Genomic DNA, 21,345 nt, shown 5'->3' with positions numbered 1-21,345 from the left:
TTAGTAATGAATTTACCCAATTGGAACGATTTGGCTGACGACGCGCTGGCGGGCAAATGTCTCTCTCGCGAGCAATCTTTAGCCGTATTGCGCGCACCGGATGAGGTTTTGCTGGAACAACTAAACGCAGCTTATCGGGTGCGCCGCCACTACTGGGGAAACCGAGTCAGGCTGCACTATTTGTTAAATGCTCAAAGCGGCCTTTGTCCTGAAGATTGCCATTATTGTTCTCAGTCGAAAATTTCGACTGCGGAAATTGAGAAATATCCGCTTTTAGCTAAGGAGAAAATTCTGGATGCCGCCCAACGCGCAGCAGAATTAAAAGCTGGTACGTTTTGTTTGGTAATTTCCGGGCGTCAACCCAGCGCATCTACTTTCGATCGCGTTTTGGATGCTGTCGAGACTGTGAAGGCAAATTATAACCTGAAAATTTGCGCTTGTTTGGGATTGTTGAGCGAGGAGCAAACTCATCGCTTGGCAAAAGCTGGAGTCGATCGCGTAAATCACAATCTCAATACTTCCGAATCATATCACACGGACATTTGCACCACTCACACTTTTGGCGATCGGGTTGAAACCGTCGAACACGTAAAAGCAGCGGGAATCACAACTTGTTCCGGCGGAATTTTGGGGATGGGCGAATCGGATGATGATGCGATCGATTTAGCGCTGTCGTTGCGGAATTTGGGCGTTACCAGCGTACCGGTCAACTTTTTTATTCCGATCCCCGGAACGCCCTTTGCGGACGTTAATCGCTTAAATCCCCGCCAATGTTTGCGAATTCTCTGTATGTTCCGATTTTTGCTTCCCAGCCAAGAAATTCGGATTGCTGGGGGACGAGAAGTGCATTTGCGTTCCTTGCAACCTCTCGGACTCTACCCCGCCAATTCTATCTTTGTGGGCGATTATCTGACGACTCCCGGACAAGCTGCACATCAAGATTGGGACATGATTCGAGATGCGGGATTTGCGATCGAATCCCCCGAAGGTTCTCTGTTAGAAGTTGATTCAGCAGTTACCAAGTCCGAACAAAAAACCCTGATTGTTTAACTATTATAGTAGTTTTCAATCGGATGAAATAGAGTAGGAAACGGCAGATTAAATAGAATAGGACACGGCAGTGCCGTGTCCCTACGGTTGAGATTCTTCAATCTCAAATCTCAAATAATACAAGAGGGGGAAATTGTGGACAAACGCGAAGAAATTACGATCGCAGAATACCAGCTAACTGCCGAATCTTTCCGAGAAGGAACTTGGCATCACGACGTATCCCAAAATCGCGACGCATTGACCGCTGCCATGCCCCGCAATCCCGGTAAAATTCTCGATATAGGATGCGGCCCGGGACGAGATTTAGTAGCGTTCAAGAACCAAGGACACACAGTTGTCGGCTTAGATGCAACTCCAGCTTTTGTAGAAATAGCTAAGAAGTTATCGGGATGCGAAGTTTGGCAGCAATCTTTTTTGAATCTCGACTTGCCAAATGCAGAATTTGACGGTATTTTTGCCAATGCTTCCCTGATTCACGTTCCCAGCGACGAGATGGTGAAAGTGCTGCAAGATTTGCACAAAGCCTTAGTTGTTGGCGGTGCAATTGTCATGTCAATGTGCCGGGGAAATTGGGAAGGATACGACGAGCGGCCGACCGGAAAACGCTATACTGCGGGATGGGAATACGAAACTTTAGCACCCTGTTTGGAACAAGCGGGATTTGCAATTGTCAGTCACTACTACCGCCCTCCCGGCTTACCGCGCGAAGCTCAATCTTGGGTAGTAATGGTAGGCAGAAAAATCTAACGTAAATGGGAAATTGGGAATCGGTAATTGCGAATCTTTCCCCTCTCTTCCTCTGCGCCCTCTGCGCCCTCTGCGGTTAAATAAAAAACTCATTCACCAATAGACAGAAGATTGTTGTATAATTATCCACAGTCAAATAAACCACTTTCTGCACCAATTAAATCCCCATTAATATGACAGAGAAATTCCACATTTTTTTAGCGGGTGCTAGTCGAGGCGTAGGCCTAGAAATCGCGAAGTTGTTGGTAGAACAAAAGATGCAAGTAACAGCACTTTTGCGATCGCCCGCAAACCGCACCGAATTGGAAGCAATGGGCATCAAAGTCATGACGGGCGATGCTTTGGATGCTGCGGCTGTGGAAGCTGCGATCGCTGGCTGCGAGCCAATTCATGCCGCAATCAGCACGATCGGCGGCTTGCCAAAAGATGGAGAAAGAGCCGATTATTTGGGCAACAAAAACTTGATCGATGCGGCTGTCAAAGCAGGCGTGCAAAAGTTTATTTTAGTTTCATCGATCGGTAGCGGTAACAGTGCCGCTGCTTTGCCGCCCCAAGCTTTAGAAACTTTGCGCCCGGTTTTAATTGAAAAGGAAAAAGCCGAAAATCATTTGATAGCCAGCGGGATGATTTATACAGTGATTCGTCCGGGCGGACTCAAATCGGAACCTGCAACAGGCAACGGTATTTTAACAGAAGATAGTCGAGTTGCTGGAACTATTCACCGGGCGGATGTAGCGCAGCTAGTTTGTCAGTGTTTAGTTTCTGATGCTGCTAACAATAAAGTTTTGTCGGCGGTAGATAAACAGATGGTTTACGGCAATCCAGAATTTGAGGTATTAACTTTCTAGGGGCGGGTTTAGCGCAAAATAAGCTGTCTCGCATCTAAATTTTATTTTTTGGGCGTTGCTCAAAGCCCACCCCACAGGAAAATTGAACTTTTGTGAAACAGGCATCTTGCCTGTTCATAAAAATGCTGCGCCCACCCCAGAAGAAAATTGAACTTTTGTGGAACAGGCATCTTGCCTGTTCATAAAAATGCTGCAAGATTTGGCATTCAAGAATCGAAAGGCTTAATCCACGATCGCCCGATCGCCCAATCCAAAACCAAACCCGCGATCGCAAACAATATCACACTCTCGGCACTACGAACAGCAAACGGCAATAACTCTTGCAAAGCCGGCATCTTCCCCGCCTCAAAAGACAATCCAGCATCCAACTGTCCAAAAGCCCGCACCAACCCAAAAGCCAACACCGCACCAGATTTAAGCTGCGGGTTAACATCTCGGCGAATCGCATAGCGGTAAGTCACGCCGAACAAAAAACCGCCCAAAAGTGCGATCGTCCCTCTGAAGGCAAAATTTAGGTCAATTTCCCTTACCTGCAAACTCGCCAGAGAATCCAACCTATCCGCTAGAATTAAGCTATTACCAAGGGCGATCGCCCCAAAACCAATCAAACAAGACAAAGCAGCAACAGTCCCTGCCTTCAAAGATTCTACCCGTTCAGCGGCACTAAAATTTGACGAGTCCTTCACGGCGCCCTCATTCTTAAAATGGCTCAAATTGATTTATCATCAGAAAATTGGGTAGAAACCTCGTCCTTTTAGGACGGCTTTATATTACAATATAATTGGTCAACGACCCACCCGAGACGATGGATCAAACAGCCTATACGAGCGAAGTTCAGCCTTGTGCTGGCGGCGAAGCAAAATCGGTAGACCGGGAAAAGAGGATAGGGCAATGGTAAACATCCCTAGAATCAAAACTACGAAGAATTCCGTTTGGTATTTGATACGTAAAAACCGCAGGGCTTGCGGGGTTAGTCTGTGGAGCGAACATAAGACCAAATCTCTTTTAGGGTGGAGGCAGTGGCGAAGAAGCAGAAATTCAAATCGTGAGGTTTGGGAATCCCCGTACCTTCAGGTCGGGGTGGATGTCAAAAGGTTTGGAGTCACTTTGTACAGTTTGTTCAATAAATAGCTATGGATATTTTGTCACTCGGTTGGGTTTCGGTGCTAGTTCTGTTCTCCTTCTCAATTTCAATGGTCATTTGGGGACGCAACGGTTTCTAGATTCCAGAATAGCTTGCGGGGCGAGCTTTTTAACTGCCCCGCATTTTTGGGAAATCCTATTTAACCAAATCAAAATAACACGAGTTGTAAACATGACTGCCAAAAAAATATTAATGCTAGTCGGCGACTTTGTAGAAGACTACGAAGTAATGGTTCCTTTCCAAGCCCTGCAAATGGTAGGTCACACCGTCCACGCCGTCTGCCCGGACAAAGCAGCAGGCCAAACAATTCGCACCGCAATTCACGACTTTGAAGGCGATCAAACCTACAGCGAAAAACCCGGCCACAACTTCACTTTAAATGCCACTTTTGACGAAATCAACCCGGCCGACTACGACGCTTTGGTTATCCCCGGAGGACGGGCCCCAGAATACATCCGCCTCAACGAACAAGTGCTGCAAATTACGCGCTACTTTGCCAGCAGCAAAAAGCCGATCGCATCTATTTGTCACGGCTTGCAAGTCCTAACCGCCGCCGGCGTACTCGAAGGCAAACGGTGCACTGCATACCCCGCTTGCAGCCCCGACGTACTCCGGGCAGGCGGCAAATATACAGAAGTTCCCGTTACCGACGCCGTAGTCGATGGCAACTTAGTCACAGCCCCCGCGTGGCCGGCTCATCCTAATTGGCTGGCTGAATTTCTGAAAGTTTTGGGGACAAAAATCGAACATTCAGAAAAAGTCGAAGCATGACTATTTTCACAGTCAAAGTTAAACCGCATTCCAAACAGCAAAGCATCGAAGAGCAACCCGACGGCAGCCTCACAGTACATCTCAAATCGCCGCCAGTCGATGGAAAAGCCAATCAAGAATTAATCGTGCTGTTGGCGAAAAAGTTTAAAGTGCCGAAATCTGCGATCGGCATTAAATCCGGTTTTTCCTCTAGAAATAAACTTGTGGAAGTTGCGATCGAACCTTCAACTTATATCTCCCCGTAGGGACACGGCAATGCCGTCTCCGGGGAGCAATGCCGTCTCCGGGGAGCAATGCCGTGTCCCTACCGGATATCTATAAATTTAACAACAAATCTATCTAAAGATGGATTCAGACTCAGCTTTGAATTCATACAGTAGTAGTTGTAGCGTTAAAATAAAAAATAATGAGCATTGAAAATAGAGTCGAAGCAACTGCTAAGAATATTGAAGGCAAAATCCAAGAGGCTGCTAGCGAAGTTACAGGCAACCAGAAAGACAAATTAGAAGGTCAAGCCAAGCAGGACGAAGCATCAGCAATTCACCTGAAAGAAGACCTCAAAGATAAAGCCAAAGAGATTGTAGACCGAGCCTAGAGTATTGCCCCCTACAAGTTTCCTGCCTACTAAATCCCGCAAACACACAGTTTGCGGGATTTTTTTAGAGATACTTTTCGTAGATTATAAAGATTATTGCTGGCAAAATTCATCTGCTAACTGCCCCTACAGATTCTACTAATACCAATTATCCAAAGTCTTGCCACAATGATGAGTGTGGGTTTGTTTACGCTCACTATTCTGCACCGGTGCGTCGCTCAAAGATTGTGGATATTATTTAAGATTTTTGATGGCGACGCACCCTACAGATACTGTTGCATGAGTTTTGAAAATTAGTATAACTCATAGTGTAAAAGCATTAATTTTGTGGCGGGAATTGTCTCCATTGCATAAGTTGTGCCATCTTGATGAGAAAATTCTACCTCAAAAGCACTGCCATAAAATTCCATCACGACTGTTCCTACTTGTCCTTTATATAATTTAATGATTTGTTTTGTTTCAAAATGGGTTGCTTCTAAATCTTCAGTTAAAACAACAATATCTAGGTCTTTAATTGTTTTCATTATTTTTACCTCACTTTTTGACTTGGCTGGGGGCGGGTCGATCGAGATTAGTCTGGAGGCAGAAACCGGGTTTTTACTGAAATACTGCATCCCGGCCTTTAACTAGGAGTGAAAAACCCGGTTTCTTTGGTTCTGATGCGTCAGTTCTAAAGATTATTGGCGCGTGGCAAAATTCACCCGTGAACCCGCCCCATGCCCCATGCCCCATTCGATTTTCGATTTTCGATTAAAATTACCAATCAATCTAAAATCTAAAATCTAAAATTGCCCAATCCCCAATTCCCGCAAAAAAAAGCCAGGGATTGATATCCCCAGCTCGAAACATAGCACAATTAGTTTTGAGAGTTGGTAGGGCGATCTTTTCAGAATCGACCCCACCCATTTTTACCCAAATTAAATCAGGGTAAAGTCAGAAGCCGTAATGCCCGGTCTGTTATTCACAATTGCAAGCGTAACGCCTGGGTTAGAACCAGCAGTACCGTCCGGGTCAAATCCTAGTCGTCCGTCTGCATTTTGATAAAAGAGGAACGCATCTGATGTGCCCGCCCCGGCTGGACCAAAACTGCTAGTGTAAGTCCCGCTCTCCAGCACCAAGAACGACCTCGAAGAAAGTCGATTCGTACCTTCGATTACACTCACGCCGGGGAAGCCGCTGGAGTTAGTGACTTGCAAGATAAACTTGTCTTGCCCGACATCAAAACCCCCGATTTGGTCTGGGTTGCTACCCAGCGGTGTGCCGATCGTGACGCCCTCGCCGAAGTTGTTGTAGTAGAAGCTGTCATTGCCGGTGCCGCCAATCAGCGTGTCAGCACCAGGCCCGCCACCGAGAGAGTCGTTGCCGTCACCCCCGATCAAATAGTCGTTCCCAAAGCCGCCCAACAGCGTGTCGTTCCCACCGCCGGCATCCAAGGTATCGTCCCCGAATGTTGCGTTGGATGAGTCGCCGAACAGTATGTCATCCCCGCTACCAGTAGTTATGACATCAGTAGCGTTGCCGCCAGTGATGAAGTTGGAACCCAAGTTATCGGTAATGAAGCTGACCACTGTGCGGGCAGCACCAGTAAAGTCAACGGTGCTAGCGTAAGAGATGGTGTCGTTACCGTCAAACGTACCAATCAGGCTATCGCGCTGGGTGCCAAAAATGATTCTGTCATTCCCGACGCCACCGTTCATCAGGTTGGTGACGGTGAAGGTGCTGCCAGTAGGATTAGTGTAGCCAATTAACAAATCGTTGCCCAGCCCGCCGTCGAGAGTAACCAAAGCAGTACCAGTACCAGCAAAAATGGCACGGGTAGCATTGATAGTATCCTCGCCATCTCCACCGGCTGCGTTAGTAAAGGTACCGCTCAGGCTGTCATTGCCATCGCCGCCGACAATTGTATCAGTCGCAAAAGCTGCAACGATCGTGTCGTTGCCCACTCCACCGTCGAGCAAGTTGCGACCCGCGAAGCCGGGAAAGGTACTGGAGGCGCCTACGCTCGAAAGTACATTCGGCACCGTGGCCGACACGATGAAGTCGTCGCCTGCACCTCCCAGCGCGGTATCAGAAGTGGCAAAAACGCGGATCGTGTCGTTACCGTCGCCGCCGTCAAAGAAGTTTCTGCCGGCGCCAAACTCGCCGATCGCGCCGGTGAGAGAATCGTTGCCCCCACCGCCAATCAAGGTAGTTCTCTCAATGCCGATCGTGATGACGGTCGAAGCAAACGGGCTGGTTTGGGTACTGTTGGTAATGACCAAGGTGTCGTTGTCATTATCGCCGGACAGGTAGCTGCTGCTGGCCACACCTACTAGGGTGTCGTTGCCTCTACCGCCGAAGAGAGAGTCTCTCTGGTTGATACCTACAACCAAGTCGTCGCCCAAATCGCCCCGCAAATAGTTGCTGCCTTCATTGCCAGCGAAGCCAACAGCCAAGCCACCAGGTAAAGAGAGGTTGTTGCCGCCGCCTGCGATGAAGAAGCCGATCGCGTCATTGCCCTTGCCGCCGTAGAGGGAGTCTCTTCTCTGCGCCCCTCCCAGCATCGTATCTGCGCCCTCATTACCAAAAAGGAGGTTAGCTTCGACAGTACCTTGGAGGAAGTCTTCTCCCAAACCGCCGTAGATCGTAGCGCGGGCTTCAGCGACTATGGTGTCTGCGCCTGCGTCGCCAAACAGCAAAGCCGGAGTGCGCTGGGATCTGATTGAGTCTTCGTCGTCGCCGCCGTACAGGGTATCGTTCGGGCCGACGGAAATCAGAGTATCGTTATCGCCTTGGCCAAATATTAAGCTGCCGCCCAGGGTGGAAGTTCTCACGAAATCCGCCCCGGCTCCGGCGAATATTGTATCCGGGCCCAGTCCCGGAAGGTTTAAATCTAATTGATTAGGATCGTCACTTAACGTTGTCATACAGCTTCACTCCTCTACTTCTTGTTGGTCATCGCTTGTGCGACTACAGACACTGCCTAGAACACCGAATGTTTGGATGCCGCTGTAGTTTAACCTGTTTGCCAGCCGCAAGTCTAGCCTACTGGCGTTAACCATGTCTAGACTTTCTCCCTCGCGGACTTTTTGCTTGTAAGCTTTTATTTTCAATGCCTTCCACCCTTTTATAATCCTTTTGCACAGTCTCAGGTGCTCACGCTCAACAAGACGCGGCTGATATTCTTAATGTTCCATTCTGGATTGGCGGTCGGGGATCGCCTCCGGGGGAGGACATTAAAGATTAAAAAAGGTTGATCGGGCCGATCGGGAAGACAAGGAAAAGTGGGAGATTGGTTACTTGGTTGCAAGGCTTTGTGGCAATTTCCGGTTTCCCAGGCAGCGCCGTCTTTAAATAACTGGTACGATCGAACTCTATACCACTCCGGGGTCTAAAAGTCTACACCCCGCTTTAGTTCTACGCCCCGATCTCCGTAGTGTTTGTGACAGTATACCTCGGAGTGCACGCTTGCCAAGTCAAAGTAAGCGTGGGGTTTGTGGCAGCGCCCGGTGATAATAATTTCTGTATCGCGGGGCTTGCGCAGCAGCGCTTCGACGATCGGCTCTACGGGCAGCAGTTCTAAGTCTACTGTGGGATTGAGTTCGTCGAGAATAATCGTTTTGTACCAGCCGCTGGCGATCGCACATTTGGCGATTTCCCAGCCGCGTTCTGCTTCGGTGCAGTCTAGCTCTTGCTGTTGTCCCCGCCAAACTATAGCATCTCGGCCGCACCGCTGGTGGTCTACTAGCTGCGGGTAGCTTTGGCGCAAAGCTGCGATCGCCGCATCTTCTGTATAACCGGTGCCGCCTTTGAGCCACTGCACGATTAACACCCGGTGAGATTGGTCTTGGCTGATACCCCTGCCGATCGCCTGCAAAGCTTTTCCCAAAGCGCTTGTAGACTTGCCTTTGCCCGCTCCGGTGTATATTTCGATACCGGAAATATTATGCTCTGCCGCTGCCGGGTGATAGTGGGGCTTCATTTCTGAGTGCAAGTCGGCAATATCCAGCAAAGCTTCGGGGGCCGCTCGGCCTGTGGCGATTACTTCTAAATATTCTGGTTTGTTTTTGAGGGTTTGGACTACTTCGTCTACTGGCAGCAAACCCAAGTCCAATACTGGGTTTAGTTCGTCTAGTACCACCACGGAATAGAGATCGCTGGCGATCGCTCCTTTGGCGATATCCCAGCCTCGCTGAGCTTCTGCGCGATCGAAGCGGGTGATTGCTTCGGCCCCAAAATATTCGGCTCTGCCGGTACGCACTTGGTCGATCAAGTGCGGAAATGCCCGTTGCAAGGCTTCTATTGCCCCGTCTTCGTCGTAGGAGCGGCCGGGGCCTTTGAGAAAGCGCAGCAACAAGACTCGCGTGGGCGAGGCTGAATTGATACCCAGCCCGATCGAGCGCAACACTACTCCCAAAGCTGCCTGAGACTTGCCTTTACCAGCGCCGTCGTAGACGTGAATCTGACCTGCGGCGCGTTCCGAGCGGGATGAGGCTGTCCGAATACCTATGCCATTCCTTACCATAATCAGCAGTTATTTGAGTCTCTCTCGGGGTGGGTATTCGATCGCGCGGATTGAATGTTTAATGTTTCCATTCTGTTGGCCGATCTCAACAGATTATACGATAAGTCCTAACTCCCAATCTTACTAGGGGCGATCGAACGCAATCAGGGGATCAAACCGGCGGTTAAGATTATTCCGTTTGTGCTGTAGAATTAAAATTTAACACGGACTGATATACCTGAAGGCTTATGATTGCGAGTGTTTTCCCATTTCGGACTGTTTTGGTACAAATTTTAATTATGTTTTTGGCGATCGCGATCGAATCGTGGTTTCTGCAAAAACTACTTAAACTAGGTCCCAAAACCAGCGTTGAATATACAGCCATCCTCAATCTATCTTGCACTTTCGTAGGCTGGTTAGTTTTCTTCGGCATTGAAAGCGTTCTTCCCAAAGATTTGCGGGAACAGCTTATCGGTTATATTTTATTAGGTCGAGGGCAGGATGTTTACGCTCGAATAACTATGATAGCAGTCTCAGTATTGGCAGTGACTTTTATAGCTAAATGGCAGGGATTAGAAATCATAGAAAACATGGTTTTCGGCAATAAAAAAGCTTCCAAAACTCAGTTTTTAGGACCGCCAACCCTCACCCGCCGTCCTCCCAAAAAAAGTTTTCAAGTAACTACCCAGTTGGGGGGAATTTTAATCGCCCACACTGTTAGCAATTTCGTTATTTTAACCGTGTTGTTTTTGCAAAGCGTCAATTGAAATATATGATGAAGCAATTTTTTGATGCCACCCAGCAACTCACTAAGCTGACGAACAACCTTTGGGAAACCAATAAAAAAATCCAAAAGGCGATGATTCCGCCTAAAGTTGTCCACTGGAAGACGCCTTTACTGCTCAGCATTTTTTTAGCTTTGCTGTCAGTAGCGGCAGTCACTGACTGGCGGACGAGAACTCTGCTTTTTGATATGAGCTGGTTATTTTTTACACTTTCAATGGGTTTGCTGAGCAGCCAGCAACCTTTTGTGATTAAAGGAGTAAGTCTGAGTCCGTGGGTGACAAGCATCTTAATTGGCTTGTGGTTGCTGGTAAGATTGCCGGCGGATAAGAAGGAAATAGCATGGATATCCGGCCCAATTATAGCAGTAGTAATTCTTGCTACAATAGAGATTTGGAATAGCGAGTCAAAACGGGAAAGTATCAGGTCGTTGATGCGCCCTCAGTTTGTGATGATTACCCTAGTTCACCTGCTGTTTTCGTGTTGGTTTGCATTTCACTTTTTAATTCAAGGTTGGATACAACAGTATCCGAGCATTTTATCGCAGGATTTGAGGCAAAGCGATTATGTGGTGACATTTCAACAGCCAACTATTAATCGCTCCCGAGGAATTGTGATCCTCAATGCAATGGAGCGATACCTGCAAAATGAAGCCCGGACAAAACCGTGGGCGCAGGTAGAGCAAATGTTAATAGATATTGACAACGAGCGATTTTTTCTGCGGAATCAAGCCTTAAAAACAACTGGGATAGTCCCAGAAGATGCGAGCTGGGATGTCAAAACTTCGATCGTCCAAGGGCAGTCGCGCTATCAGTTAGAGATGCAGGCAACTTGGCTGGGGCTGGTTTTTCGACCGGAAATATATTCGTTTACCAAGTCTTGCGAGGTGTTCGAGACAGGCAATAGGGCGACTGTAACCTGCGACGCTATCAAACGCTCTCAACCCGGACAGAAAAAAGATGGAACTGCGGGAGACAGTCAAGTTTGATAATCTCGCAGCTAATTGCAAACATACAGCAGGAGATGATTCTGCTGTAATTAAATCTCATTTACCAATTCCCAAGCAGTAAGGTGCGCACTGCAAACCTGCAATATAGAGGCTTTGCGTAAGTCCCGATCGACCAATTTCCCATTCCCCATTCCCCATTCCCAATTCCCAAATGAATTTGAGAAGAATCTTGACAGTCGCGACCAATGTATTTTGGGAAGTAATTCGCGATCGCATCCTTTACTTAATTATTATTTTTGCTCTGTTGATGGGAGCCTCGGTACGGTTGATACCGGAATTGGCTGCGACAACCGAGAAAAAAATTATCTTAGATGTCGGTTTGGCTGCTATGAGCATTCTCGGTCTAATTGTCACAGTCTTTGTGGCTACCGGACTGGTCAACAAAGAAATTGAAAAGCGCACTGTTTACCTGTTAGTTGCTAAACCGATAAGTCGGGCTGAGTTAATTGTGGGCAAGCATTTAGGGCTGTCGGCGGTGCTGGCGGTGCTTGTAGCAGCAATGACTGCGATATATCTGGCTATTCTGAGTTTGAGCCGGATTCCTTTCCCTTTGGAAAGCATTTTAATCGCTTCGCTGTTTGTCTGGTTTGAGCTGTGTCTCATGGCCGGTGTCGGGATTTTATTTGGGGTGTTCAGCAGTTCGCTGCTGGCAACTTTACTGACATTTGGCGTTTATTTGATGGGACATTCGACGCGGGATTTAGTGGCTTTGGGCAAGTTAACTAAAAATCCTGGAATTGAACAATTGATGATGGGACTTTATTTGGTTTTGCCGGATTTAGCCAGATTCAATTTGAGAAACGATGCTGTTTACGGACAAGTTCCTTACTTGGCAGGTTTGATTACAGATGCTGGCTACGGTTTGCTGTATGTGGTTCTGCTGCTGTCAATTGCGATCGCCATATTTTCCCGCCGAGAATTTTAAAACGCGCATTCGGCACCGCCCGGGGTAATGGTTTGTAGTGAGGATTAATATCATTCCGGTTGCATCGGAATTAAGATTACCCGAAATCAGGACACGGCAGTGCCGTGTCCCTACGATTAATCTGGCGTAGGGAAACGGCACTGCCGTGTCCTCTATATCATTCCGGCGCAGCCGGAATTGATATAAAGTCCTCATTACAAACGAATTTTATTAGCGAATCAGCACGCTAAGATAGAGAGAAGGTTGTCGATCGGCAATCTCGACTAAAACTCAAACTTTTATTGATAAAATGACGTTGCCTATGGCTGCTGTAATTCAAAAACCGATATCGCAGCTAAAAATTACCTGGCCGCTGCTTCCCGATGATTTCATCCTACCAGACGACCCTGTAGACGATACAGACCATCCCTTGTTAGCTCACGGTTTGCGCCAGTCTGTAGTGGATTCCCCAGAACTAATGCAAGACGCACTCATAGTTTCTAATTTTGCTTTGTGCGCTGCTGTGGACGATCGCACTATTTGCAAAGCCCCAGACTGGATGTACGTGCAGCCAGTGCAACCTTGGCCTCACAACTATCCCCGCCGCAGCTACACCCCTCATACCGAAGGAACAGTGCCTTTTGCAGTGATGGAATTTCTATCAGCTACTTACGGCGATGAATACTCTGTCGAACACACAGAAGAAATCGGTAAGTGGTTTTTTTACGAACAAGTAATCAAAGTTCCCCGCTATGTCATTTTTCGACCGCATACAGGCAGAATAGAAGTTTATGCGCTAGAATCGGAGCGTTACGACAATCAAAATCCTGATGAAAACGGTCGTTATTTAATACCTGGATTAAATCTCTTTTTGGGAGTTTGGCAGGGAACTCGTGAAGGTAGAACGGGATATTGGCTGCGCTGGTGGAATGCGGAAGGAGAATTGCTTTTGTGGCCGGAAGAACGGGTGGAAAATGAACGCCAGCGAGCCGATCGCCAACAGCAAGACAAAAAGTTAGCCGAGACGCTGTTGGAACAGGAAAGACAGCGCAATCAAGAACTTTTGGCTCGATTGGCCGCCCTCGGTATAGATCCAGAATAGCAGTAATCAAGGTTGAAATCATGTTAGTGGAAAAACTCGAACAATTAAAAGATATTTTCGCGCAGATGGAACGGGCACTGATTGCCTATTCCGGCGGAATTGACAGCACTTTGGTGGCAAAAATTGCTTTTGACGTGTTGGGCGATCGCGCTTTGGCAGTAACGGCAGTTTCCCCGTCTTTATTGCCAGAAGATTTAGAAGATGCGCGGATTCAAGCAGCAGAAATTGGCATTGTTCACGAAGAAGTAGAAACTCAGGAAATGGCAAATCCAAATTACACTTCTAACCCGGTTAACCGCTGCTATTTCTGCAAAAGCGAACTGCACGATACTTTGAAACCGCTAGCACTAGCAAAGGGTTATCCTTATGTGGTGGATGGGGTTAATGCTGACGATTTAAAGGATTACCGTCCCGGAATTCAGGCGGCAAAGGAACGCGGCGCGCGATCGCCTTTAGCAGAAGTAGGAATTACTAAGTTTGAAGTGCGGCAATTGGCAAAAGAATTGAGTTTGCCTTGGTGGGACAAACCGGCTCAACCTTGTCTGAGTTCGCGCTTTCCCTACGGCGAAGAAATCACGGTGGGAAAGTTGCAAAGAGTGGGGCGCGCCGAACGGTATTTGCGGCAGTTGGGACTGAAAAATCTGCGAGTGCGATCGGACGGAGATACGGCGCGCATTGAGTTACCCGCCGAGGAAATTAAGGAATTTGTGGTAAATGCGGATTTGCCTGCATTGGTGGCGGTGTTTCAGGAGTTTGGTTTTGTTTACGCGACTTTGGATTTGGAGGGGTTTCGCAGCGGCAAATTAAATCAGGTTTTGCAGCCGGAATTGTTGGGGCGAAAGGTTGATTAATTATCCTGAAAAAATGTCACTACAACAGTGTGTTCGTCCCGATCGCATTTAACTTGAAAACGTCGCTGAGGATATAGTAATTTTAGGCGACTTTCCCACATCTGAGCTAATGCTTGTCCCAAATACAATAAATTCTCAGTGCTAGCGTTTTCCGCACCGGGGAGAATATCATCAATGTGGTGGTGGTTCATCACCTGCTCAATTGCAGCGACATCATTCCCCAGTTTGATTTTCCACTGTTCGTATATTTGACTGTTAAAGGCTTCGGACAAAAAGATACCGCCTTCATGTTCGACAAAATCTGGCCAGAATAGTTTTGTGAAAGCTATAGCAATTTCAATGTTAGCAGCTCCGAAAAGATAATCCCAAAGTGAAAAATCATCGCCGTTGGCTTTTTTCCACTGCTGGAAATCGGTTAGTTTATCTGCATTCAAGGATATTTGTTTGATGAACATAATTTCTAAGGTATTTCATCCAATCTAGCTGGCCTAACTGTTTTCTCAGCTTGCACGAAAATGTCTCCTGCTGAGTTTTGGTTGTATTTGTATTCAACGGCGTGAGGTGTCGGCACATTTGCATGAGCCTTTCCTGTCAAGTCTACTCGCTTAATTGCCCGTCCGCTGTCATCGTAGACGATATAGCTGGTAATGTTCTGGCCATCCATGCGGTAGAGTAAGTTTCTGGCACCTGCTCCATCTAGAGGAAATCTCCCGCTGACTTGGGTTCCGACGGCTATCAGGGTGGTAGCGGGGATGCCAACTGTCCAGTCAACTGGTTTAGACATAATATGTGTCCTAAATTATTTTACCATCTCAGTTTGATATATGTAGCGGTATTTGGATATGTACAAATTACTAATTTATAGAAATTTGCATCAATCCTGACTGCTTGTTAAAGCAATAGCATAAACTGAAGTAGCAGCAAGAGTAGCAGCAAGTTTTATGAAAGTTAAGTTTAAGTTAATTTCCGCCGTCTTGGCGTTGTCACTGTCGGCGTACATCCCGTTTCGGGTGTTAGCTAACCCGCAACCTGCGGGAGATACGGTTAGCTCTGCGCTGTGGTGGCAAGTTTCTGTATACAATCAGGTACAACAAATTAAAGACAAGCAATATCAAGGGTGCGTGTGGGGCGATTCTATTTCCTCGGCTTTGGGCGATTCTTTGGGCGAACAAAACTTTAATTTTGCGATCGGCGGAATGAGTACGGTTTCCCTGCTGGAACAGCTTAAGCTGGTAGTTCCTTTGCGGTTTACGTGCGAAAAAACTATTATTGCGATCGGTACAAATGATGCTATGTACGGCATTAGCGACGAGCAGTTTGTCAGTAACTTAAAAGAGGCGATCGCCGTGATGCGATCGCTCGGAACAAAACAAATTATTCTGATTCCTGCTTTTTATTCAACTCTTGCCGCCAGCTACAATCCTAAATTTGCCGGAACAATTGCCAGAGTTGACGAAATCAATGTTCTCATCAATAAAGTAGCCGCCGACGAAAATCTGACCGTGGAATCTAGCGGTATACAAGCCTTGTTTAAGGAACAAGCTCTCAATGCAGATTTAACAATTGACGGCGTTCACCTCAATGCCAAAGGTTTAGATATATACAGAAAAGTTTTGTTAAATATTTTGAATTATCCCTTAACAACCCGCACTTTTTATGATATAATATCTGTTTAAATTATTGCTTTAAATTCCGTGCGGACTTTAATAGTGTGTTGTGAACTCAACGACCCAAATTATTTTTTTTTCATGGAGGACTTTAGTCCTCACTACAAACTTATAAGGGTTATTTTACCTGACTAGATATCAAGGAGTAGTTGTCGTAGTTTGTGGCTGCTGATTTTGGAGCTGAAGTTGCTGCTGCTGAATCTGAAGTTGCTGATTTTGAATATCTATTTGCCGCTGTCTGTCTTCAAGTTGCAGTCTTCTGTCTTCTGCTTGCTGTAGTCTGTCTTCACGTTGTATCTCTCTTTCTAGCTGTCTGTCTTCACGTTGCTCTTGTCTGTCTTCACGTTGTTCGCGAATCTGTCTGAGCTGATTTTGTCGCTCGAAATCTCCTCCCAAAAATAAGTTTTGAAAAGCGTTGATAGTTGTTTGAAACCCAGTAAAAACTCCGCTAACAGCGCCGATCCCTGTTGCAACTCCTGCGATCGGCTGCAAGAAACTGTTGATATTGTCTGCTACCCTAGTATAGCCCGATCGCGCTACAAGAATCACATCGTTGTTGCGGAGAGTTGGGTTATTATTAGGATTTAACCCTTGAGCAAAATCCACCTCGATCGTGCGGCGAGAAACAGTACCGTTGGGGTTCAAACGCAATAATTCTACCTTGTCTTTTTTTGCCCGCAATTGATTGAAACTGCCTGCGGTCAGCAAAGCTTGGTGCAGGGATGTACTGGGTCGCACCAGCAAAGCCCCAGGCCTAATTACTTCCCCCACAATATTGATGCTAATCGCGTTCGGAGAAAAACTGCTATTGGCGACTTGAGAAACTTCAGCTAAGTCTACAGTAGCTGCTGTCGGGATAATCACGCTATCTCCTTCTTGCAGCAAAACATCTTGGGTAGCATCACCTTTTTGCAGCAAATCCCAGAGATTTACCAGGATAGTTTGTTCAGTACCTCCTCTGACTTGGCGGCGGATTTGTACGCGGCGAATGTCAGCTTCTGTGGTAATACCGCCAGCAATTTTGAGTGCTCTAGTTATAGTTGGTAAACCTACAACTGCTCCTTGCTGTTGGTCGATGTTGACAAAACTCAGCTCTGTTTGTTGGTTGGTAGATCGCAAGTCAGAAGCAGATACAGTATAAGGCCCCGGCCGGTTCACTTCCCCGACAATTACCACGCCAATTGGTTTAGTAATATCAGCGGAAAAATTAGCACTGGCTCTTTGACGGACTTCTTGAGTATTCAGGGCACTTGCTGTCGGTACAAAAATTGTATCTCCATCTCGAATCGTGACATCTTGACGCAAATTTCCGGTGTCTAAAAAATCCTGCAAATTAACAGTAGTAACTTGCTCAGACGCGCCTCTGCGAGGACGGCGAATTTGGACGTTTCGCATATCTCCTGCTGATGTCACCCCTTTTGCCAGTTGCAGCATTTCCATCAAAGTCGGGAATTTTACTCCTCCTCCTTCTCTAGTGGGATTAATCTTGTAGGAACCCGGGCGAGTAACTTCACCGGCAAGACCTATATTTAGGGGGCGGGCGACGATCACAGTCACGGTAACAACGGGAACATTGATGAAGGGTTCGTATCGCTGGGTAATGACGTTAGCGGCTTGTTGCAGCGTCAACCCTTGAATTGAGACGCTGCGAATGATTGGCAAATTGAGCGTCCCGTCAACTAACACTTGATATTCTTTGCTGAATTCAGGGACGCCGAAGATATCTAAAGCAATGCGATCGCCCGGGCCTAAAGTATAAGCTGCTTCTTGTGTCAGCGAACCAGAATTGCCGATCGGTGGCAAACTCGAACCCCCAGGAGGCGGCGGCGGTACTCTGGGCCGGTTAGGAGTGGGTGCAGGAGTTCTGACGGCAGGCAACTGAGCTATACTGGGCAGCGAACTCGATAGCACCAGGAGTGCTGACAAACTCAGACTTGTAGCGGTTTGAACGGTATGTTTCATCTTTCTTCCCTGGTTGCAGCCTGCCAATGAACGAGAGCAATACAAGCTAGTTGATTTTAGTTTATTTTCCCTGCTGTCCAGTGTAGCCTCGCTTCGCTGCAAAATCCACAGGTGGAATAATAAAAATTGTGCGATCGATCGATTTTATATTTTATATTTTATATTTTAGATTGGGAAATTGAAGGATTAAATTGATATAATCATAATTATCTGCTCTTATTTGCGAGTAAAAAATACGTGGGACTTAAGCTTGATAAGGTGATTCCCTGGGGACGCTGCTTGGATGAATACATAGGAATGTTTAGCTTGACATCAAGTGATCTCAAGCTAGCCATTCTTGATTGTGCGGGCGGGCCGGCGAGTTTCAATGCCGAAATGACTCGCCAAGGTAGAAAGGTAATTTCTTGCGATCCAGTTTATCAGTTTACTGCGGTGGAAATTGGCGATCGCATCCAAGAAACATATCAAACTGTGATTGACGGTGTTAAAGCCAATGTAGACGGCTACCTGTGGAATAATTTTGAATCCCCGTACCAGCTAGGCCAAGTGCGAATGAAGGCGATGCAGGAATTTTTAGAAGATTTTCCATCAGGCTTGCAGCAATGCCGCTACATGACTGCTGAGCTGCCTGTTTTACCTTTCGAGAACAGTCAATTCGATTTAGCTTTGTGCAGCCATTTCTTATTTGCTTATTCTCACCTGCTTTCCGAAGAATTCCATCTGGAAGCAATTACAGAAATGTGTCGGGTTGCGAAGGAAGTTCGCGTATTTCCTCTGTTGCAGAGTTTTAGCGGGGAGGAATCCGATCACTTAAACCAGATTATTGCTGAATTGAAAAACAGAAGTTTTCGTGTGGAAATTCAAGAGGCTCCTTATGAGTTTCAAAAAGGTGGAAATAAGATGCTGCGAGTTAGGGTATGAATGTAATTCGCGTCTATAGAACCCATTTGATATCTATTTTGCGTAAATCTCAGAAACCGGGTTTCTCTCTATATTTCTGGTCACCAACCAAAAACTCGTAGAAACCCGGTTTCTCGCCCCTTGCGTAAATCTCAGAAACCAGTTTCTATCTATATTTCTCGTCACCCAACCCAAAAACTGAAAGATGTCAAATGGGTTCTATACAAATTAAGTTACCGGGCGAATGGAATTCGCGGCTGTACAAACGATGTCCGCCTCTGCGGACTGGAAGAAGTTACCGGGCGAATGGAATTTGCGATCGCTTATTTCCCAAAAATTAGATAAGCTAAGCATAAAGTTATGCCTCTTCTTGGGGTTCGCCAATGGCACGCTGGAGTGCATTGCGAATGTGGATAATCCTCACCGTTGGTATGGGTAGATCGTCAAGAATAGTGAAGAGTATGCGATAGGTGGTTTTACCACTTCCATATAGAAGCTGGCGAATCTCTTGGCTGAAGAATGCGTTTTCACTGGCTAAAACACAACGACGCGGCATTTCTTGGAGTGAGGAAATCGCTTTAATCAGACCCTGATACCATGCTTGAGCGCGATCGGGAGTCGTGAATTGAGAAAAGTTCAGAAACGCTGCATCAGCTTCAGATTGAGCTGTACTGGAAAAGTCAATGCGATAGATCATGCTTCCAAAGAAAGTCCGTATTTCTGGTTTTGTCGATCTATAAATTCTTCCAGACTAGAAAATTGACCCCGATCGAACTCATCAAGTCCGTGTTGAATCCCTTCCAATGCCTCGAAGAAATCGCTTTCATCAAAGCTAAGTCCGAACGCGAGAACAGCTAAGGCAATACTTGTTATATCTTGTCCTGTACTTTCAGCCCGTTGGCGGAGCAGTGCTTCGAGTTGGGGGGGTAAGGTGAGTGTAAGGGTCATAAAAGTTATGATGAATGGTTAACTTTATTTTGTAACTCTATTTTGGCATAGGTAGCCAAAACGATCGCTTCCTAAACTATCTGCCCATTGAGGCGATCGCCCTCTTCGGCCTGTCTTGTTTGTCTGCTAATCTTGCAAGGCTGCGAGACTTTGGGCGATCGTTTGGGGAGCATCCCATTTTTGCTTTCAGATCGTGGACGCTTGCATCAGAATAATATATTTGGATGATATAGCGCGCTCACGTCATCTCGCTCGCGATCTATGCCGCGAGCGAGAGGCTCGCACTCCTAAAAAACGCTTTTTACCAAATTGGGATGCTCCCGATCGTTTGTTCTTCGCTGAGGGGTTGAAACTCATTTGCTGTGTCAATTTCTCCACTAATTCTAATCGAAAACCGCAGAGCTTCATTCACTCCTTCAGAATCGGTAAACATCTCTGCAACATCCGATTCTAAACGAATATTTACACCACCAATGGTCTTTCGTCCAGATCCTACCCTTCTTAAACGCAACTTCCTCAAATCATATTCCGACCGAAGCTCATCGTCCATCCCTGTTTCATCCTTCTGCATAAACTTCTCGCTCCACTCGTGTTACTTTTCTGGCGCTAATCAAACGAAGAAAATCTGCTCTTTCTGTATACGACACTATCAATAAATTACCTTACTGGGACTCTCCAACAATAATATAGCGATCTTCTTCATCAGAGCGATCCGGATCGTAGAAATCGACGTAGAGGCGATCGTCAAAAAACCGTTCTGGCTTCCTCAAATGAGATCCCGTGCTCGGACAAATTTACCGCAGCCTTGTTTTCATCCCACTCGAATTTCATAAAGATCCCAAATCAGCATCTTTGATATAATATTACATCAAGAAACCAAACTAAAACCAACTCATGCCGCAAACAGTCTGGATCGCACGACACGGAAACCGCATCGACTTCGTTAACCCCGACTGGTTTCTCACCGCAGAACACCGCTACGATCCCCACCTTTCCGAAGACGGTCACGTTCAAGCCAAACAACTCGCTAATCGCCTCAAAGGTGAAGGAATTTCTCATATTTTCGCCTCCCCTTTTCTGCGAACCGTCCAAACAGCAAATCACGTGGCCAACGCCCTCGATTTGTCAATTAAACTAGAATGGGGATTGTGCGAATGGCTGAATCCTGAATGGATGACAGAAATGCCGGAAACTGAGTCCGTCGAAGCTTTGTGCAGGCGTTTTCCCAGGATTGATGCTTCCTACAAAGGCGGTATTGCTAATTATCCCGAAACTGGGGAAGCTTGTTTCAAAAGGGCGGGGGAAACTGCTAAACGCCTCGCGGCTGAGTTTCCCGAAGATATGTTATTAGTAGGTCACGGTGCGTCGGTTTTAGGAACTGCGATCGGGCTGGCGGGCGGTGCGGAAACCGAAATTAACGCTTCTCTGTGCTGTTTGGTAAAATTGGTGCGGGGTGAGGGAGAATGGTCGATCGCACTTAATGGCGATACTTCTCACCTGACTGACTCTGAAACCGCGATCCGGTTTAATTAAAGTTGAGATTCGTGCGAAAAATCCCATTCTATGCTAAGTGTGTAAGGT

General features: G+C 46.7%; 27 protein-coding genes. 16 read left to right on the top strand and 11 right to left on the bottom strand.

Annotation, left to right across the window (positions count from 1 at the left end; genetic code table 11):
- The first annotated feature begins 6 nt into the window (after positions 1-6).
- From bioB to QUA02_RS03985, 3 genes are all read left to right on the top strand, one after another.
- Positions 7-1,050, top strand: a complete 1,044-nt coding sequence (bioB, locus tag QUA02_RS03995) for a biotin synthase BioB (RefSeq protein ID WP_333025476.1) — start codon at positions 7-9, stop codon at positions 1,048-1,050.
- Positions 1,051-1,185: 135 nt separating this feature from the next.
- Positions 1,186-1,797 carry a class I SAM-dependent methyltransferase gene (locus QUA02_RS03990; protein WP_333025474.1) on the top strand — a complete coding sequence of 204 codons (612 nt, stop codon included), beginning with the start codon at positions 1,186-1,188 and terminating at the stop codon, positions 1,795-1,797.
- A 173-nt stretch (positions 1,798-1,970) separates the two neighbouring features.
- Positions 1,971-2,645 carry an SDR family oxidoreductase gene (locus QUA02_RS03985; protein ID WP_333025472.1) on the top strand — a complete coding sequence of 225 codons (675 nt, stop codon included), beginning with the start codon at positions 1,971-1,973 and terminating at the stop codon, positions 2,643-2,645.
- Between the two features lie 206 nt (positions 2,646-2,851).
- On the opposite strand, the gene QUA02_RS03980 is transcribed toward QUA02_RS03985, so the two are convergent.
- On the bottom strand, positions 2,852-3,331 hold the full coding sequence (locus tag QUA02_RS03980; protein ID WP_333025470.1) for a hypothetical protein: 480 nt from the start codon (positions 3,329-3,331) through the stop codon (positions 2,852-2,854).
- 447 nt (positions 3,332-3,778) lie between these two features.
- Between QUA02_RS03980 and petN the strand changes: the two genes are divergently transcribed.
- From petN to QUA02_RS03960, 4 genes are all read left to right on the top strand, one after another.
- Complete coding sequence (petN, locus tag QUA02_RS03975; protein WP_071883976.1) at positions 3,779-3,868, top strand: cytochrome b6-f complex subunit PetN; 90 nt, start codon at positions 3,779-3,781, stop codon at positions 3,866-3,868.
- 92 nt (positions 3,869-3,960) lie between these two features.
- Positions 3,961-4,560 (top strand): DJ-1/PfpI family protein, encoded by a 600-nt coding sequence (locus QUA02_RS03970; RefSeq protein WP_333025468.1) that lies wholly within the window; start codon positions 3,961-3,963, stop codon positions 4,558-4,560.
- Positions 4,557-4,805: a DUF167 domain-containing protein gene (locus QUA02_RS03965; RefSeq protein WP_333025466.1), complete on the top strand. Its 249-nt coding sequence runs from the start codon at positions 4,557-4,559 to the stop codon at positions 4,803-4,805. Before QUA02_RS03970 ends, QUA02_RS03965 begins: the two co-directional genes overlap by 4 nt.
- 161 nt (positions 4,806-4,966) lie before the next feature.
- On the top strand, positions 4,967-5,155 hold the full coding sequence (locus QUA02_RS03960) for a CsbD family protein (RefSeq protein ID WP_333025464.1): 189 nt from the start codon (positions 4,967-4,969) through the stop codon (positions 5,153-5,155).
- Positions 5,156-5,448: 293 nt separating this feature from the next.
- Here the strand turns inward: QUA02_RS03960 and QUA02_RS03955 are convergent, their stop codons facing one another.
- The 4 genes from QUA02_RS03955 to QUA02_RS03940 all read right to left on the bottom strand — a co-directional run bounded on the left by QUA02_RS03955 (position 5,449) and on the right by QUA02_RS03940 (position 9,659).
- Complete coding sequence (locus QUA02_RS03955; RefSeq protein WP_333025463.1) at positions 5,449-5,679, bottom strand: DUF4926 domain-containing protein; 231 nt, start codon at positions 5,677-5,679, stop codon at positions 5,449-5,451.
- Positions 5,680-6,072: 393 nt separating this feature from the next.
- Entirely contained in the window at positions 6,073-8,061 is a 1,989-nt protein-coding gene (locus tag QUA02_RS03950; RefSeq protein WP_333025461.1) for a calcium-binding protein, read from the bottom strand.
- A gap of 6 nt (positions 8,062-8,067) precedes the next feature.
- The gene (locus tag QUA02_RS03945) at positions 8,068-8,247 is read right to left on the bottom strand and encodes a hypothetical protein (RefSeq protein ID WP_333025459.1); all 180 of its coding nucleotides are present in this window, start codon (positions 8,245-8,247) and stop codon (positions 8,068-8,070) included.
- A gap of 278 nt (positions 8,248-8,525) precedes the next feature.
- Positions 8,526-9,659 carry a cob(I)yrinic acid a,c-diamide adenosyltransferase gene (locus QUA02_RS03940; RefSeq protein ID WP_333025458.1) on the bottom strand — a complete coding sequence of 378 codons (1,134 nt, stop codon included), beginning with the start codon at positions 9,657-9,659 and terminating at the stop codon, positions 8,526-8,528.
- A 227-nt stretch (positions 9,660-9,886) separates the two neighbouring features.
- Here QUA02_RS03940 and fraC point away from each other — a divergent pair, with 227 nt between their 5' ends.
- The 5 genes from fraC to larE all read left to right on the top strand — a co-directional run bounded on the left by fraC (position 9,887) and on the right by larE (position 14,287).
- Positions 9,887-10,405: a filament integrity protein FraC gene (gene fraC / locus QUA02_RS03935; RefSeq protein ID WP_333025456.1), complete on the top strand. Its 519-nt coding sequence runs from the start codon at positions 9,887-9,889 to the stop codon at positions 10,403-10,405.
- Positions 10,406-10,410: 5 nt separating this feature from the next.
- The gene (locus QUA02_RS03930; RefSeq protein WP_333025454.1) at positions 10,411-11,409 is read left to right on the top strand and encodes a DUF5357 family protein; all 999 of its coding nucleotides are present in this window, start codon (positions 10,411-10,413) and stop codon (positions 11,407-11,409) included.
- Positions 11,410-11,581: 172 nt separating this feature from the next.
- On the top strand, positions 11,582-12,355 hold the full coding sequence (locus QUA02_RS03925) for an ABC transporter permease (protein ID WP_333025452.1): 774 nt from the start codon (positions 11,582-11,584) through the stop codon (positions 12,353-12,355).
- A gap of 301 nt (positions 12,356-12,656) precedes the next feature.
- Positions 12,657-13,436: a Uma2 family endonuclease gene (locus QUA02_RS03920; protein ID WP_333025526.1), complete on the top strand. Its 780-nt coding sequence runs from the start codon at positions 12,657-12,659 to the stop codon at positions 13,434-13,436.
- Between the two features lie 20 nt (positions 13,437-13,456).
- On the top strand, positions 13,457-14,287 hold the full coding sequence (larE, locus tag QUA02_RS03915; RefSeq protein WP_333025450.1) for an ATP-dependent sacrificial sulfur transferase LarE: 831 nt from the start codon (positions 13,457-13,459) through the stop codon (positions 14,285-14,287).
- Here the strand turns inward: larE and QUA02_RS03910 are convergent.
- Both QUA02_RS03910 and QUA02_RS03905 read right to left on the bottom strand, forming a co-directional pair.
- Entirely contained in the window at positions 14,284-14,742 is a 459-nt protein-coding gene (locus tag QUA02_RS03910; RefSeq protein WP_333025448.1) for a hypothetical protein, read from the bottom strand. The genes larE and QUA02_RS03910 overlap by 4 nt on opposite strands.
- Before the next feature lie 5 nt (positions 14,743-14,747).
- Positions 14,748-15,071: a polymorphic toxin type 24 domain-containing protein gene (locus tag QUA02_RS03905; protein WP_333025446.1), complete on the bottom strand. Its 324-nt coding sequence runs from the start codon at positions 15,069-15,071 to the stop codon at positions 14,748-14,750.
- A gap of 157 nt (positions 15,072-15,228) precedes the next feature.
- On the opposite strand from QUA02_RS03905, the gene QUA02_RS03900 reads away from it, so the two are divergent.
- Entirely contained in the window at positions 15,229-15,963 is a 735-nt protein-coding gene (locus QUA02_RS03900; protein WP_333025444.1) for an SGNH/GDSL hydrolase family protein, read from the top strand.
- A gap of 129 nt (positions 15,964-16,092) precedes the next feature.
- Here the strand turns inward: QUA02_RS03900 and QUA02_RS03895 are convergent, their stop codons facing one another.
- Positions 16,093-17,916: a polysaccharide biosynthesis/export family protein gene (locus QUA02_RS03895; RefSeq protein WP_333025442.1), complete on the bottom strand. Its 1,824-nt coding sequence runs from the start codon at positions 17,914-17,916 to the stop codon at positions 16,093-16,095.
- Positions 17,917-18,153: 237 nt separating this feature from the next.
- Between QUA02_RS03895 and QUA02_RS03890 the strand changes: the two genes are divergently transcribed.
- Together QUA02_RS03890 and QUA02_RS03885 are read left to right on the top strand one after the other, a co-directional pair.
- Positions 18,154-18,837, top strand: a complete 684-nt coding sequence (locus tag QUA02_RS03890; RefSeq protein ID WP_333025441.1) for a class I SAM-dependent methyltransferase — start codon at positions 18,154-18,156, stop codon at positions 18,835-18,837.
- A gap of 191 nt (positions 18,838-19,028) precedes the next feature.
- The gene (locus QUA02_RS03885) at positions 19,029-19,157 is read left to right on the top strand and encodes a hypothetical protein (protein ID WP_333025439.1); all 129 of its coding nucleotides are present in this window, start codon (positions 19,029-19,031) and stop codon (positions 19,155-19,157) included.
- A gap of 17 nt (positions 19,158-19,174) precedes the next feature.
- Here QUA02_RS03885 and QUA02_RS03880 read toward each other — a convergent pair whose 3' ends face one another.
- From QUA02_RS03880 to QUA02_RS03870, 3 genes are all read right to left on the bottom strand, one after another.
- The gene (locus tag QUA02_RS03880) at positions 19,175-19,513 is read right to left on the bottom strand and encodes a type II toxin-antitoxin system RelE/ParE family toxin (protein WP_333025438.1); all 339 of its coding nucleotides are present in this window, start codon (positions 19,511-19,513) and stop codon (positions 19,175-19,177) included.
- Positions 19,510-19,764: a hypothetical protein gene (locus QUA02_RS03875; protein ID WP_333025437.1), complete on the bottom strand. Its 255-nt coding sequence runs from the start codon at positions 19,762-19,764 to the stop codon at positions 19,510-19,512. Before QUA02_RS03875 ends, QUA02_RS03880 begins: the two co-directional genes overlap by 4 nt.
- Before the next feature lie 301 nt (positions 19,765-20,065).
- Positions 20,066-20,335 (bottom strand): hypothetical protein, encoded by a 270-nt coding sequence (locus QUA02_RS03870; RefSeq protein WP_333025436.1) that lies wholly within the window; start codon positions 20,333-20,335, stop codon positions 20,066-20,068.
- Positions 20,336-20,658: 323 nt separating this feature from the next.
- On the opposite strand from QUA02_RS03870, the gene QUA02_RS03865 reads away from it, so the two are divergent.
- Positions 20,659-21,297, top strand: coding sequence for a histidine phosphatase family protein (locus QUA02_RS03865; protein ID WP_333025435.1), 639 nt, complete (start codon positions 20,659-20,661; stop codon positions 21,295-21,297).
- The last annotated feature ends 48 nt before the right edge of the window (positions 21,298-21,345 follow it).

The organism is Microcoleus pseudofavosus SVA1_A4, from assembly GCF_036700565.1.
GTDB lineage: Bacteria > Cyanobacteriota > Cyanobacteriia > Cyanobacteriales > Microcoleaceae > Microcoleus.
This window is presented reverse-complemented; position numbering and strand designations above follow the sequence as displayed.

Excerpts from the sequence above, each read along its gene's own strand:
- bioB (WP_333025476.1), top strand. The coding sequence starts at position 7 with ATGAATTTACCCAATTGGAACGATTTGGCTGACGACGCGCTGGCGGGC.
- QUA02_RS03985 (WP_333025472.1), top strand. The coding sequence starts at position 1,971 with ATGACAGAGAAATTCCACATTTTTTTAGCGGGTGCTAGTCGAGGCGTA.
- petN (WP_071883976.1), top strand. The coding sequence starts at position 3,779 with ATGGATATTTTGTCACTCGGTTGGGTTTCGGTGCTAGTTCTGTTCTCC.
- QUA02_RS03970 (WP_333025468.1), top strand. The coding sequence starts at position 3,961 with ATGACTGCCAAAAAAATATTAATGCTAGTCGGCGACTTTGTAGAAGAC.
- QUA02_RS03965 (WP_333025466.1), top strand. The coding sequence starts at position 4,557 with ATGACTATTTTCACAGTCAAAGTTAAACCGCATTCCAAACAGCAAAGC.
- QUA02_RS03960 (WP_333025464.1), top strand. The coding sequence starts at position 4,967 with ATGAGCATTGAAAATAGAGTCGAAGCAACTGCTAAGAATATTGAAGGC.
- QUA02_RS03955 (WP_333025463.1), bottom strand. The coding sequence starts at position 5,679 with ATGAAAACAATTAAAGACCTAGATATTGTTGTTTTAACTGAAGATTTA.
- QUA02_RS03950 (WP_333025461.1), bottom strand. The coding sequence starts at position 8,061 with ATGACAACGTTAAGTGACGATCCTAATCAATTAGATTTAAACCTTCCG.
- QUA02_RS03940 (WP_333025458.1), bottom strand. The coding sequence starts at position 9,659 with ATGGTAAGGAATGGCATAGGTATTCGGACAGCCTCATCCCGCTCGGAA.
- fraC (WP_333025456.1), top strand. The coding sequence starts at position 9,887 with ATGATTGCGAGTGTTTTCCCATTTCGGACTGTTTTGGTACAAATTTTA.
- QUA02_RS03930 (WP_333025454.1), top strand. The coding sequence starts at position 10,411 with ATGATGAAGCAATTTTTTGATGCCACCCAGCAACTCACTAAGCTGACG.
- QUA02_RS03925 (WP_333025452.1), top strand. The coding sequence starts at position 11,582 with ATGAATTTGAGAAGAATCTTGACAGTCGCGACCAATGTATTTTGGGAA.
- QUA02_RS03920 (WP_333025526.1), top strand. The coding sequence starts at position 12,657 with ATGGCTGCTGTAATTCAAAAACCGATATCGCAGCTAAAAATTACCTGG.
- larE (WP_333025450.1), top strand. The coding sequence starts at position 13,457 with ATGTTAGTGGAAAAACTCGAACAATTAAAAGATATTTTCGCGCAGATG.
- QUA02_RS03910 (WP_333025448.1), bottom strand. The coding sequence starts at position 14,742 with ATGTTCATCAAACAAATATCCTTGAATGCAGATAAACTAACCGATTTC.
- QUA02_RS03905 (WP_333025446.1), bottom strand. The coding sequence starts at position 15,071 with ATGTCTAAACCAGTTGACTGGACAGTTGGCATCCCCGCTACCACCCTG.
- QUA02_RS03900 (WP_333025444.1), top strand. The coding sequence starts at position 15,229 with ATGAAAGTTAAGTTTAAGTTAATTTCCGCCGTCTTGGCGTTGTCACTG.
- QUA02_RS03895 (WP_333025442.1), bottom strand. The coding sequence starts at position 17,916 with ATGAAACATACCGTTCAAACCGCTACAAGTCTGAGTTTGTCAGCACTC.
- QUA02_RS03885 (WP_333025439.1), top strand. The coding sequence starts at position 19,029 with ATGGGTTCTATACAAATTAAGTTACCGGGCGAATGGAATTCGCGGCTG.
- QUA02_RS03880 (WP_333025438.1), bottom strand. The coding sequence starts at position 19,513 with ATGATCTATCGCATTGACTTTTCCAGTACAGCTCAATCTGAAGCTGAT.
- QUA02_RS03875 (WP_333025437.1), bottom strand. The coding sequence starts at position 19,764 with ATGACCCTTACACTCACCTTACCCCCCCAACTCGAAGCACTGCTCCGC.
- QUA02_RS03870 (WP_333025436.1), bottom strand. The coding sequence starts at position 20,335 with ATGCAGAAGGATGAAACAGGGATGGACGATGAGCTTCGGTCGGAATAT.
- QUA02_RS03865 (WP_333025435.1), top strand. The coding sequence starts at position 20,659 with ATGCCGCAAACAGTCTGGATCGCACGACACGGAAACCGCATCGACTTC.